The 12,864-nt window shown below is 61.4% G+C and carries 13 protein-coding genes and 1 tRNA gene; 8 read left to right on the top strand and 6 right to left on the bottom strand.

The genetic code is table 11. From position 1 onward, the window contains the following. Positions 1 to 22: 22 nt before the first annotated feature. Complete coding sequence (locus tag AC1RTB_RS03280; RefSeq protein ID WP_492880427.1) at positions 23 to 874, bottom strand: MipA/OmpV family protein; 852 nt, start codon at positions 872 to 874, stop codon at positions 23 to 25. 343 nt (positions 875 to 1,217) lie between these two features. Here AC1RTB_RS03280 and AC1RTB_RS03275 point away from each other — a divergent pair, with 343 nt between their 5' ends. Further along, positions 1,218 to 3,365 carry a sodium-translocating pyrophosphatase gene (locus AC1RTB_RS03275; protein ID WP_492880426.1) on the top strand — a complete coding sequence of 716 codons (2,148 nt, stop codon included), beginning with the start codon at positions 1,218 to 1,220 and terminating at the stop codon, positions 3,363 to 3,365. A gap of 154 nt (positions 3,366 to 3,519) precedes the next feature. Here AC1RTB_RS03275 and AC1RTB_RS03270 read toward each other — a convergent pair whose 3' ends face one another. Further along, positions 3,520 to 4,041 (bottom strand): outer membrane protein assembly factor BamE, encoded by a 522-nt coding sequence (locus AC1RTB_RS03270; protein ID WP_492880425.1) that lies wholly within the window; start codon positions 4,039 to 4,041, stop codon positions 3,520 to 3,522. A 121-nt stretch (positions 4,042 to 4,162) separates the two neighbouring features. On the opposite strand from AC1RTB_RS03270, the gene AC1RTB_RS03265 reads away from it, so the two are divergent. The 7 genes from AC1RTB_RS03265 (at position 4,163) to AC1RTB_RS03235 (ending at position 8,736) form a co-directional block, all read left to right on the top strand. Continuing rightward, positions 4,163 to 4,705: a ubiquinol-cytochrome C chaperone family protein gene (locus tag AC1RTB_RS03265; protein ID WP_492880424.1), complete on the top strand. Its 543-nt coding sequence runs from the start codon at positions 4,163 to 4,165 to the stop codon at positions 4,703 to 4,705. Positions 4,706 to 4,716: 11 nt separating this feature from the next. Continuing rightward, complete coding sequence (locus AC1RTB_RS03260) at positions 4,717 to 5,271, top strand: YceD family protein (protein WP_492880423.1); 555 nt, start codon at positions 4,717 to 4,719, stop codon at positions 5,269 to 5,271. 105 nt (positions 5,272 to 5,376) lie between these two features. Next, entirely contained in the window at positions 5,377 to 6,444 is a 1,068-nt protein-coding gene (gene plsX, locus AC1RTB_RS03255; RefSeq protein ID WP_492880422.1) for a phosphate acyltransferase PlsX, read from the top strand. 12 nt (positions 6,445 to 6,456) lie between these two features. After that, entirely contained in the window at positions 6,457 to 7,428 is a 972-nt protein-coding gene (locus tag AC1RTB_RS03250) for a beta-ketoacyl-ACP synthase III (RefSeq protein WP_492880421.1), read from the top strand. A 131-nt stretch (positions 7,429 to 7,559) separates the two neighbouring features. Further along, positions 7,560 to 7,883: an integration host factor subunit alpha gene (locus tag AC1RTB_RS03245; RefSeq protein WP_055971437.1), complete on the top strand. Its 324-nt coding sequence runs from the start codon at positions 7,560 to 7,562 to the stop codon at positions 7,881 to 7,883. A 113-nt stretch (positions 7,884 to 7,996) separates the two neighbouring features. Then, a complete protein-coding gene (locus AC1RTB_RS03240) occupies positions 7,997 to 8,536 on the top strand; it encodes a MerR family transcriptional regulator (protein ID WP_492880420.1) in 540 nt (179 codons plus the stop codon). A 123-nt stretch (positions 8,537 to 8,659) separates the two neighbouring features. Next, positions 8,660 to 8,736, top strand: a tRNA-Pro gene (locus tag AC1RTB_RS03235). Between the two features lie 173 nt (positions 8,737 to 8,909). Here AC1RTB_RS03235 and AC1RTB_RS03230 read toward each other — a convergent pair. The 4 genes from AC1RTB_RS03230 to AC1RTB_RS03215 all read right to left on the bottom strand — a co-directional run bounded on the left by AC1RTB_RS03230 (position 8,910) and on the right by AC1RTB_RS03215 (position 12,830). Further along, positions 8,910 to 9,161, bottom strand: coding sequence for a DUF1344 domain-containing protein (locus tag AC1RTB_RS03230; protein WP_492880419.1), 252 nt, complete (start codon positions 9,159 to 9,161; stop codon positions 8,910 to 8,912). Between the two features lie 441 nt (positions 9,162 to 9,602). After that, positions 9,603 to 9,848 (bottom strand): DUF1344 domain-containing protein, encoded by a 246-nt coding sequence (locus tag AC1RTB_RS03225; protein ID WP_492880418.1) that lies wholly within the window; start codon positions 9,846 to 9,848, stop codon positions 9,603 to 9,605. A 211-nt stretch (positions 9,849 to 10,059) separates the two neighbouring features. Next, complete coding sequence (locus AC1RTB_RS03220) at positions 10,060 to 11,298, bottom strand: O-antigen ligase family protein (protein ID WP_492880417.1); 1,239 nt, start codon at positions 11,296 to 11,298, stop codon at positions 10,060 to 10,062. After that, positions 11,295 to 12,830, bottom strand: coding sequence for an undecaprenyl-phosphate glucose phosphotransferase (locus AC1RTB_RS03215; protein ID WP_492880416.1), 1,536 nt, complete (start codon positions 12,828 to 12,830; stop codon positions 11,295 to 11,297). The genes AC1RTB_RS03220 and AC1RTB_RS03215 overlap by 4 nt, the downstream gene beginning before the upstream one ends. Positions 12,831 to 12,864 lie beyond the last annotated feature (34 nt).

Below are 12,864 nucleotides of genomic sequence, written 5' to 3'. Positions count from 1 at the left end.
TGCGAATGCTGGTTGCAGAGTGTCAGAAGCGGTAGCCGATGAGAAGCATCGCCGAAGGCTGTAGCTTTTCCACCACGATCGGGCTGTCGGCGGCGTCGCCGAGCAGCACGCCCAGTTGCGCTTCACCGCGCAGTGTCCAGTTGTCGTCGAAGAGATAGGTAGCGGAAATCGCGACATCGGCGCGCTTCAGGCCTGCCTCTGCCTGGTATGGCGCAAGCCCGGAGCGCGCGGCCTGTTCCTGGCTTACGCCGAAATACGCCTGCATGTGATTTTCATCGGCGATTGTCGCCGAAGCGCCGACGCCGACGATAAAGGCTTCCGACAAGGGTTGTGTCACCTCGACGCCAAGCTTCGCGAGCAGGCCCTCGCTGCCTTCGATGGTTTTGTCGACTTCGGCATAAAACTCCGCCGGGCCGAATTGCGCGCCAACCCTGGCGCCAACGGTGAAGCCGAAATCGACATCGCCCAATCCCTTGAGGTGGTCGGAATCGTCTTCGTCGCGGCCCTGTTCGTAGCCAACCCGCGCGCCGAGTTCGAACGGTCCCTGTTCAAGCAGCGTCATGGTCGCGCCACGCGGATCGATCGTCAGCGCGTCGTAGAACGTCGCCGACACAAATGGCACCGGTGTCACCTTGAACGTGTCGCCGCCTTCATATTCCGGCTCGACCAGGGCGCCACCGCCAATGACGACCTCCCATTCGCCTAGCTTCTGGGTGATCCGGCCAAAGCGGGAGGGATTTGGCTGTCCGGTGGAAACTGAATCGGCTGTGCCAGCATCGGCGGCTAGGGCAGCAACTGGGGAGGCGGAAGCGATTGCCAGCGCGGCTGCGCTCGCACGATAGGCGAGCGATCCGGCGTTGAAAGTGTCGAACATGCGGGCTCCGCGAATTGGGAAGCGCGATGATTCGCGCCGCCAGGTCATGACTTTCTGACGCTGGCAGCATTTCATTGGGCCGCGGGCACGTGTGTTACATGATGTTAAGTTATGTTGCGGGCCGGAAAGTTCTCGGATCGACTAATCGGATCAATGCTGCGGCGAGCCGTCAACACTTGGCGATTGGGGCGGCGAAAGCCGAGAAAAACCTTGGCGATATCTTGACGTTCGTTGCCCTGTTTCGGATGCTCCATCAGGGGCCGGAAACCGCAGTGAGGCTGCCGGTCTCGTTCACTCGCCCGGGGAGGGGAATTCCGGGCACAATCAGGGAAGAGAATTGGCAATGACAATGCTTTACGTCGTCATCGCCTGCGGCCTGCTATCTGTCCTATACGCCATTTGGGCGACACGGTCGGTGCTTGCATCCGACCAGGGCAATGCGCGCATGCAGGAAATCTCCGCCGCCATCCGAGAAGGTGCGCAGGCATATCTGGCCCGCCAATACACCACCATCGCCATTGTCGGCGTCGTTGTGTTCCTGCTCGCATGGTGGCTGCTTTCCGCTACCGCGGCGATCGGCTTTTTGATTGGTGCAGTGCTTTCTGGTGCAGCCGGCTTCATCGGCATGCATGTTTCGGTCCGGGCCAATGTGCGCACCGCGCAGGCCGCTTCCAACAGTCTCGCTGCCGGCCTCGACATCGCCTTCAAGTCGGGCGCCATCACCGGCATGCTGGTGGCGGGCCTCGCTTTGCTTGGCGTCTCCGTCTACTACCTCATCCTGACCGGCCCGATGGGGCATGCGCCTGCTGACCGCATCGTCATCGACTCGCTGGTGGCTCTCGGCTTCGGCGCCTCGCTTATCTCGATCTTCGCCCGTCTCGGCGGCGGTATCTTCACCAAGGGTGCGGATGTCGGCGGCGATCTCGTCGGCAAGGTCGAAGCCGGTATTCCCGAGGACGATCCACGCAACCCTGCCACCATCGCCGACAACGTTGGCGACAATGTCGGCGACTGCGCCGGCATGGCGGCTGATTTGTTCGAAACCTATGCGGTGACGGTGGTCGCCACCATGGTGCTCGGCGCGATCTTCTTTGGTGGCACCGAAATCCTGTCCAACGTGATGCTCTACCCGCTCGCCATTTGCGGCGCCTGCATCATCACCTCGATCATTGGTACCTTCTTCGTCAAGCTCGGCGCCAACGGCTCGATCATGGGCGCGCTTTACAAGGGCCTGATCGTCACCGGCCTGTTGTCCATCGTCGGCCTCGGCGCTGCGACCTCGCTGACAGTCGGCTGGGGTGAGATCGGCACCGGAGGTGGCGTGCTGATCACAGGCAAGAACCTGTTCTTTTGCGGCATCATAGGTCTCGTGGTGACCGGGCTCATCGTCGTCATCACCGAGTACTACACCGGCACCAACAAGCGCCCGGTCAATTCGATCGCCCAGGCGTCGGTCACCGGTCACGGCACCAACGTCATCCAGGGCCTGGCGGTGTCGCTCGAATCGACAGCTCTTCCGGCGATCGTCATCGTCGGCGGCATCATCGCGACCTTCCAGCTTGCCGGCCTGTTCGGCACGGCAATCGCGGTGACCACCATGCTCGGCCTTGCCGGCATGATCGTAGCGCTCGATGCCTTTGGTCCTGTCACCGACAATGCCGGCGGCATCGCCGAAATGGCTGGCCTGCCCAAGGAAGTGCGTCATTCGACCGACGCGCTTGACGCGGTCGGCAACACCACCAAGGCTGTGACCAAGGGTTATGCCATCGGCTCGGCTGGTCTTGGCGCGCTGGTGTTGTTTGCGGCCTACAGCTACGACCTGCAGTACTTCGCGGCGAACCCGACCCAGTTCCCGTATTTTGCCAACATCGGCACGGTCTCCTTCGACCTGTCCAACCCTTACGTCGTTGCCGGTCTGATCTTCGGCGGCATGATCCCGTATTTGTTCGGCGGCATCGCCATGACGGCCGTCGGTCGTGCGGCCGGCTCGATCGTCGAGGAAGTGCGCAGGCAGTTCCGCGAGGATCCAGGCATCATGAAGGGCACGTCCAAGCCCAACTATGCTCGCGCCGTCGACATCCTGACCAAGGCGGCGATCAAGGAAATGATCATCCCGTCGCTGCTGCCGGTGCTCGCTCCGCTGGTCGTCTATTTCGGCGTCCTGCTGATCTCGGGCTCCAAGGCTTCGGCTTTCGCAGCACTTGGCGCCTCGCTGCTCGGCGTCATCGTCAACGGCCTGTTCGTCGCCATCTCGATGACCTCGGGTGGTGGTGCCTGGGACAACGCCAAGAAGTCGTTCGAGGATGGCTTCACCGACAAGGACGGCGTCAAGCACATGAAGGGCTCTGAAGCCCACAAGGCTTCGGTGACCGGCGACACTGTCGGTGATCCCTACAAGGACACTGCCGGTCCGGCGGTGAACCCGGCGATCAAGATCACCAACATCGTCGCACTGCTGCTGTTGGCAGTGCTTGCGCATAGCGGAGGCTAGGCCGGCAGGCGGCAACGCCTGCGAACGACCTTGAGTGATTTAAGCCCCGTCCGCGTCATGCGGGCGGGGTTTTTCAGTTCTGATGCCACGCAAAGAAAAACCCGCGGAATTGCTTCCGCGGGCTGTTGCCTGAGATTCCTGAAACTGCCGGCGGCTAGCTTCCGCCGAAGATGTTGCTGGCAGCGCCCGAACCGATCTTGCCGGCACCCGAAAGCAGCTGGCCGAGGAAGTTCTGGTCCTTGCCGCCGGTCGGTGTCGTGCGCGAGATGAAGTCGAACACCTTGCCTTCCTGCATGCCGTAATTGGCAATGTTGGTGACGCGGCCGTCGGCGCCGAAATAGACGGCGAGCACGCGCTGCTCGATGAGCTTGGGCTTGGCGAAGGCGACGGAGCGTTTGCGCGTCTGGGAGATGTAGTAGAACACCTCGTTGTCGAAGGTCGCTGTCGTCGACGGCGTGCCAAGCGCGAGCAGCACCTGCTCGCGGCTCGAACCCACCGGCACGGAATCGACTGACTGCTGGTCGATGACATAGCCCTGGGTCAGCGTTTCGCTGGGGCTCAGATCACCGAAGGTCTTCGAGGTGTTGCATGCCGAAAGCGCGGCAGCAGCCACGATCAGCGACACAGCGCTTGCCGGACGCAACGAAAATGGCATCTTGAATTTCAGCGAGTGCAACAACAACTCCATCCTGCCGGCTAGGGCCCTGCTTGCGCGAGGCCGCAAAACCGGTAAACCAGCTTGCGCGCCGATGCAACAAGGCCACTGTGCGAAACGGGTCCCGGGAGACCGCCCTCAAATGTTCCAGCGTCTGTTTGGCCGTCAACGCCAAGCCAATCGCGCCATCACCGAGGCGCTCTATACACGAATCGTGGCAGCCGCGCGGCAGGAGCCATTTTATTCGGCCTGGAATGTGCCCGACACCCCACTTGGCCGTTTCGAGATGCTGTCGCTGCATATGTTCCTGTTTCTGCACCGCCTGCGCGGCGAGGCAGGCGCTTCGGCCGATATTGCGCAATTGCTGATCGACGAATTCTTCCTCGACGTCGACCATTCGCTGCGCGAGCTGGGAATCAGCGATGTCGGCGTGCCCAAGCGCATGAAAAAACTGGCGAAAATGTTCTACGGCCGCACCGAATCCTACAAGGATGCGCTCGAACGCGACGATCACGCGGCGTTTGCCGCAGCGCTTTTACGCAACGTGCGCCCAGACGTGAAAGAATGGCCGGAAGCCGCGGCCCTTGCCGAATATGTCTTTGCGGCGAATCGCACCCTTGCCGCCCAGCCTTCGGAAGACATATGTGCCGGCAAACTGACTTATCCGGCGCCACAGGCAGCCTGAAGGAGCCTCCCATGAAGCTAGTCGAAACCTCAAGCCCGGTTTCCTTCCCGGTAAACGTCTCGAGAATGCCGCAGAAAGGCATGTCGGCAGTCGTTGATGCCGACGCGACCCAGCGCGCAGCGCTTGCCGAGGCGCATGGCCTGTTGTCGGTCGAGCGCTACAAGGCAGATCTCGTCGTCACCAAGTGGAAGCGCAATGGCATCAAGGTCAGCGGCCGGGTCAAGGCCGAGATCACCCAGGCCTGCATTGCCACCCTCGAACCGGTCGAAGCGACCATCGACACTGACGTCGAGGGTGTCTTCCTACCCGAAGACTCCAAGCTCGCAAGACAGGGCTTCAATGAGGCTGGCGAGATATTGCTCGACGCGGAAGGCCCGGACGCCCCCGAAACCTTCACCGGCGACACCATTGATGCGGGCGCCCTTGCCGAGGAGTTCTTTGGCCTTGCCATCGATCCTTATCCGCGCAAGACAGGCGTTGTGGTCGCCAGTACCGATGACGACAACAGCGAGCCGGTCGAGAGCGAATTCCAGAAAAAGCTCCGCCTAATATCCAAGAAGCTTTGAAAACGCCCGCCGTTTCGCGTAATCCCGGTTGTGCGGTCATCCAGAACCGCTATTTTCGCCGGACTTTTGCGTGCCCTGCGATGCCAACAGTGAGATGACCGACGCGTGATCAAGATTTCCATTGATGCCATGGGTGGCGATCACGGTCCTTCCGTGATCATTCCCGCTCTGGCCAAGGTCGCCACAAGGCGCACCGACATTCGCTTCATCATCTATGGCCGCGAAGAAGTGGTGCGTCCCGAGCTTGCCAAGCAGCCGCGGCTCGCAGCAGTCAGCGAGTTCGTCCATTGCGAGGTTGCCGTGCGCATGGACGACAAGCCGAGCCAGGCGCTGCGCCATGGCCGCTGGAAGTCGTCGATGTGGAAGGCGATCGAGGCGGTCAAGTCCAACACATCGGACGCTTGCGTCTCCGCTGGCAATACCGGCGCGCTGATGGCGATGTCGAAATTCTGCCTGCGCACCATGGCGACCATCGACCGCCCGGCGATCGCGGCCCTTTGGCCGACGACACGTGGCGAGAGCGTTGTGCTGGATGTCGGCGCAACCATCGGTGCCGACGCCCACCAGCTCACCGATTTCGCCATCTTGGGCACCGGCATGGCGCGTGCGCTGTTCGGCATCGAACGGCCGACCGTCGGCCTGCTCAACGTTGGCGTTGAAGAGATCAAGGGCCAGGAAGAGGTCAAGGAAGCCGGGCGCATGCTGCGCGAGGCCAACATGGCCTCGATGAACTACCAAGGCTTCGTTGAAGGCGACGATATCGGCAAGGGCACGACGGATGTCGTCGTCACCGAGGGCTTTTCGGGCAACATTGCGCTCAAGACCGCCGAAGGCACCGCCCGCCAGATCGCCGGCTACCTGCGCGAGGCGATGAGCCGTACGCTGATGGCCAAGATCGGCTACATCTTCGCCAAGGGCGCTTTCGATCGCCTGCGCGAGAAGATGGATGTGCGCCGGGCCAATGGCGGCGTGTTCCTGGGCCTCAACGGCATCGTGGTGAAGAGCCATGGCGGTGCTGACGCCGATGGTTTCGCTGCCGCCATCGAAATGGCCTATGATATGGTTCGCAACCGGCTGCTCGATCGCATTGAGGCCGATCTCGACCTCTTCCACGCACGCAACCCGCATGCTGCGATGGGGCGACCCGCCGCTGCGGTCGAAGATCAGGAATAGGATTTTTTCAAAGTGATCAGATCAGTTGTGCGCGGCATCGGTTCAGCGCTGCCCCGCCGCATCATGAAGAACGCCGATTTTGAAGGCATGGTCGAGACTTCGGACGAGTGGATCGCCCAGCGCACCGGCATCCGCCAGCGCCACATTGCCGGTGACGACGAAACGACGGCCTCGCTCGGTGAAGCGGCGGCGCGTGCGGCACTGGAAAATGCCGGCCTGACACCTGACGACATCGACCTGATCGTTTTGGCGACATCGACCCCCAACAACACGTTTCCGGCGACCGCCGTCGAGATCCAGAACCGGCTTGGCATGCGCCACGGCTTTGCCTTCGACATGCAGGCGGTGTGCAGCGGCTTCGTCTATGCCGTCACCACGGCCGATCTCTACATCAAGGGCGGCCTTGCCAAACGCGTGCTGGTCATCGGCTCCGAGACCTTCTCGCGCATCCTCGACTGGTCCGATCGTTCGACCTGCGTGCTGTTCGGCGATGGCGCCGGCGCGCTCATTCTTGAGGCTGCGGAAGGGCAGGGCACCATTGCCGACCGCGGTGTGCTGGCGGCCAGCCTGCGCTCCGACGGCACCCACAAGGACAAGCTCTATGTCGACGGCGGGCCGTCGACGACAGGCACCGTCGGCCACCTCAAGATGGAAGGCCGCGAGGTCTTCAAACACGCGGTGGGCATGATCACGGACGTAATCGAGGACGTTTTTGCCCAGACCGACATTTCCGCCGACGATCTCGACTGGTTCGTGCCCCACCAGGCCAACAAGCGCATCATCGACGCTTCGGCCAGGAAGCTCGGCATCCCCGAGGAAAAGGCAGTGGTCACTGTCCACCTCCACGGCAACACCTCCGCAGCCTCCGTGCCGCTGGCGCTTTCGGCCGCCGTTGCCGATGGCCGCATCAAGAAGGGCGACCTCGTCATGCTCGAGGCCATGGGCGGCGGCTTTACCTGGGGTGCCGTACTCCTCAGGTGGTGATCGCAGCATCCTGACGACGCCTGTACGGCGTTGGCGAAAAGGTCATGGCATCGGTCCTTGACCTTGACGGATCAATTACTTAACGTCTGGCGCGTTCGCTAAATTGTTGTTTTTGAGGATGGGACCGTCGCATGGGGGGAAAGACACTTACGCGTGCCGATCTCGCTGAATCCGTCTACCGGAAAGTCGGTCTTTCCCGTACGGAGTCGGCGCAGTTGGTCGAAACGGTTCTCGACGAAATCTGCGAGGCAATCGTGCGCGGCGAGACGGTCAAATTGTCGTCTTTCGCCACGTTCCATGTCCGCGACAAGAACGAACGCGTGGGCCGCAATCCCAAGACCGGCGAAGAAGTGCCGATCCTGCCGCGCCGGGTGATGACCTTCAAGGCGTCCAACGTGCTGAAGAGCCGTATCTTGCGCGCCCACCAGAACGGCAAGTCCAAGGCCGCCAAATAGCGATTTTTCCGTTCTAACCGGTTGATAGCCTGGTGCGTGATTCGCGCCGGGCTTGAATGTTGTCGCGCAAACCGCTGAAATGAATCACGAATCGATTTGCGAAAGTGGCGACCATGGACAAGAGCCCCGACGCCTTCCGCACCATCAGCGAAGTGGCCGAAGATCTGGATTTGCCGCAGCACGTGCTGCGCTTCTGGGAAACCCGCTTTACCCAGATCAAGCCGATGAAGCGTGGCGGTGGCCGACGCTATTACCGGCCGCAGGATGTCGAGCTGATCAAGGGCATCCGCCACATGCTCTACGAGCAGGGCTATACCATCAAGGGTGTGCAGAAGCTCCTGCGCGACAATGGCAACCAGTTCCTCGTCGCCATCGGCAGCGGCGATCTCAAGGCTGTCGAGGCGATCGCCCAACGCAAGCACGCAGAAGCGCCGCTGACGCCTGCGGCACAGCCGCGCGCGGTCGACGAGGAGATGCTGGTGGGCGAGGCAAGGGCCAAGCCCAGTCGGCGCTTCTTTGGCCTTGGCAAGGGTGACGATGACGGGCCGGTGGCCGCCGACTCAGGCAAGCTGTCCCGCGACAACCGGGCGCTACTCCAGGAGGCATTGTTTGATCTTCTCGAATGCAAACGCCTGCTCGACCAGGTGCGTTAGGCGCGCGCTGACGCCTTTTGTGCGGTTGAAATCGCCCACCAATTCGGAATGAAGAAGTTTGGCGGGAAAGCCGCCGAATAGGGTTGACCAAGACGGTGTTATCAAGATACATCGCGACCGGTCCGGAGTGTAGCGCAGCCCGGTAGCGCACTTGACTGGGGGTCAAGGGGTCGTCGGTTCGAATCCGGCCACTCCGACCATTTTATCCCTTCCCCTGAAAATATCTCAAATCGAACTGCCAGCCGGCAGTTCCAGCGGCCCGAGCTGGTCGTTGCCGTGCTGTAAGGTGGCCGCAACAACAAACGCCACGGGCGCGGGGTTGCGTCCATGGCGTTTTCTTTTGCTTGGGCGTGTCTGCCGCCCAGACGCTACATTACATGTAGGAGCCGACCAGCACCGAGTCGACCTTTGAGCCGCTGTCGCGCGCCGAGATCGCGACCTTCTGGCCGGGAGCGAGCTGAGGCGGGATCGCGACGTCGCGCGGAATGGTGTAGCTGTCGCCGTTCGTCAGCGTGACGACACGAACCGCGGGGTTGAATTTCGCGACGACGCCATTGATCTCGGTGGCAAATGCTGCACCCGACATAAGGGTAAGTGCTGCAGCGGCAAGAATGAGCTTTCTCATTTTAATCTCCTGTGTCTGGTAATTGAAAGCATGGAGGTTTGCTTGGGAGGTTCCATTGCTTTTGACTACGGAAGAACGCTTGGAAGAGCCTTTGGTTACATCGGCTTCGGTAAACTCGACACACAAATCGTTCACGGTTTCTTGTAGGGGAGCGGTCTGGCTGCCATAGGGCATCGAATGCGGGCATGGGATGACCCGGATGCAAGAAAGGCCAGGGGCGCTGGGCGTCCATGGCCTTGCAGTAGGGATAGCCATTCGAGGGGTTCACGCTGCGCCCATGGAGCTTGTAGCGGGCTGGGCCTGCCGTCGCTGTGTTCGATCGCAGTGTGGGAGTGTCGGTGCGAACGCTGGCCTTGGGCTTTAAAACGCGAAAAGCCATGGGCGGGGGGGAGCCCATGGCTTTCGGTAAGTCGCGAAAGATATCGCGGTTTTGGTCGCGGCTTAGAGGGCGCGCAGCACCGACGTTACCTGATCGGCATCGTCGCTCTTGGTGCTGACGGTGACCTTGTCGCCAACCTGGACCTGCGGAAGGCCGATGTGCTGCGGAATGGTATAGCTCTTGCCATTGTCAAGAGTAATGACACGAACATCCGGGTTGAACTTGGCAACAATGCCTTCCGAACCAGATGCAAGAGCTGCGCCGCTCATGAATGCAACAGCAGATACTGCGAGGATGATCTTTTTCATTTTAGTAGTCCTTTCAATGTTTGGTAGCGAGGCGATTTTTATTTCGCTGTTTCGCTTACCACCCTCAGATAGGCGCCTACCTTTCCGAATTCCATGGGCTGGACAGTCACTCTGATTCACAAAGCAGTCACGCCGAGTTGAGCCGGCAAAATGGTGCCGGACCGTTCACAAAAGCAGGGTGTTGTGCGCAACGCCCGCATGGGGCGGCGAGTCAGCTGGCGTGAAAAACCGCGGTGCGCTGGTGGCGGGCTTCCAGTGCGATCGAGCCCCAGATCAGGCCGAGCAGCAGATACAAATGGCGCCAATGGTCGGTATCGATGACCGAGCCAAGGGCGATATGTCCGAGGAAGACGACATAGGCGCACAGCAGATAGGGCTGCCAGGGCCTGTTGCGCAGCAGGATGCGGAACCCGGCTGCCGCGGTCCACACGATCAGCGTCAGATAGCTGGCGAAGCCGAGCCAGCCATAATCCATCAGCGTCTTGAGCCAGATGTTGTGCGTGTCTTCGCCGTATATCTGGCCGAAGACGAGCGGGCCGATGCCGAAAGGCTTCTCCGTCGCCCACAGGAAGCCGATGCCGTAGCGCGCGAAACGGCCAAGGCGTGCACCGTCATAGTCCTGGACGAGCTGCGCGCGCGAGGTGAAGAGCTCGCCGATGGAGGGGATCTGCAGGACGATCAGCAGCGCAACCGTCAGGAATGTCATGGCAGCAATGCTCATGACGACGATCCTGAGGCGGAACTTGCCGCTGTTGCTCTGCAGAAACAGGAAGCCGGTGAGCAGGATGGCCGAAGCGCCGAAAAGGCCCCAGGCGCCGCGCGAGAAGGACAAGAAGATGCCGCCGGTGACGATGAGCAACGGCGCGGCATAAATCGCCATCTTGAGCGGATTTCCGGTCAGCACGCGGTAAAGCAGATAGATGCCGGGCAGGGCGAGGTACGGCCCGAAAACGTTGGGGTCCTGGAAAGCGCCGGCGGCGCGGCCGAACTTGGTGAACATCGCAGCACCGGGCATGGCGCCGAAATAGCCAAGGATGCCGAGCAGGGAGGTGACTACGGCCGAGGTGACCCAGGACAGGAAAATGATCCGGAACAGCCTGGGGTCGGCCTCGGTGACCGCCGCAAAAAAGATCGCCGTGAAGCCGAGGAACAGCGACACCGCGAGATAGAGCGGCGTGCTCATCAGATTTTCCATCTGCGTCATGGCAATCATGCCGCCGATGTTGAACGTCACGATCAGCACGACCAGCGGGGTGATCGCCCGCGACATGCGCAGGCCAAACAGCGACCACACCGCAATCAGCCCGGCCATGTAGAGCTCGTAAGGTGCGGGTTCGCGGATGACGAAACCCGACAGCAGCACGCCCAGCGCAATGGCACCGGTGGAGATGAGCCCGATCAGCTTGGCGTTGATCGCGGCCCGCGGCAGCTCATAGGTGATCGCGCTCAATAGGCGTTTTCCGTATCAAGCAGGCGGATCGGCGTCAAAAACAGGATCTTGATGTCGAACCAGAGCGACCAGTTCTCGATGTAGTAGAGGTCGAACTCGGTGCGCTTGCGGATCTTCTCGTCGGTGTCCATCTCGCCGCGCCAGCCATTGATCTGGGCCCAGCCGGTGACGCCGGGCTTGACCTTGTGGCGGGCGAAATAACCGTCGACCACCTCGTTGTAGAGCAAGTTGTGGGATTGGGCGGCCACCGCGTGCGGGCGCGGCCCGACCAGCGACAGGCTGCCGAACAGCGCGTTGAAGAACTGCGGCAGCTCGTCGATCGACGTCTTGCGGATGAAGCGGCCGACACGGGTAACGCGCGGGTCGTTCTTGGTCACGCTCTTGCGGGCCGTCGGATCGGACTGGTCCGTATACATCGAGCGGAACTTGTAGACCTCGATCACCTCGTTGTTGAAGCCGTGGCGCTTTTGCTTGAACAGCACCGGGCCCTTGCTGTCGAGCTTGATGGCGATGGCGGTTGCCAGCATCACGGGTGAAAAGACGATGATGCCAAGCAGGCTGAAGACGATGTCGAAGGCGCGTTTGGCGACCGAGTCCCAGTCGTTGATCGGCTTGTCGAAGATGTCGAGCATCGGCACGGCGCCGATGAAGGAATAAGAGCGCGGCCTGAACTGCAACTGGTTGGAGTGCGCCGAAAGCCGGATGTCCACCGGCAGCACCCACAGTTTCTTGAGCAGCTGCAGCACGCGGGTTTCCGCCGTCAGCGGCAGCGACACGATCAGCATGTCGATGCGCGCGATGCGGGCGAATTCGAGCAATTCGGACACGGTTCCGAGCTTTGGATAGCCAGCGACGATCGGCGGCGAGCGCTTGTCGTCGCGGTCGTCGAAGATGCCGCAGATGCGGATGTCGTTGTAGGGCTGCTGTTCGATCGAACGGATCAGCGTTTCGGCGGCCTTGCCGCCGCCGACGATGACGGCGCGCCGCTCCATGCGCCCATTGCGGGCCCAGAGGCGGATGACGCGTGCCATGATCAGGCGCAGGCTGATCAGCAACGCCAATCCGATCAGGAACCAGCCGCCGAACAGGAGACGCGAATAATCTGACGAAACTTTCATGAAGAAGGCAGCGAGGGCCATCAGCGCGAAGGCCGCCGCCCAGCATAGGGTGATCCGTCCGATGGTGGCGCCTGGCCGCATCAGCGATTGCAACTGATAGCAGTCCATGACTTCGAAGAGGACGACGGCGGCGAAGGATGCGGCCAGGATGACGAGCGGATACTGCCAGCCGAGATGGCCGAGGAAGCCGACATGATAGGCGTAGAGCGCAAGGCCGGTGAGGAAGAGCAGGGCGAACTCGGAGAGGCGCAAGGCACCACTGACCATGACCGGGGACATGGTGTCGCGCCGGTACTGTGCTGCCACCTCCTGGGCGACGCTGCTGAGCTTGGCGGTATCGGATTTTTTGCCGTCGCCGCTAGCCGCCTTGACGGCTTCCGCGCTGAAGCGGCGCTTTGGGTCGAAATTGGTCATTGTCGTCGATCTGTTGCCGGTCGCCGGATTGCCA

Source organism: Aminobacter sp. GW821-FHT11F06, from assembly GCF_058808215.1.
This window is presented reverse-complemented; position numbering and strand designations above follow the sequence as displayed.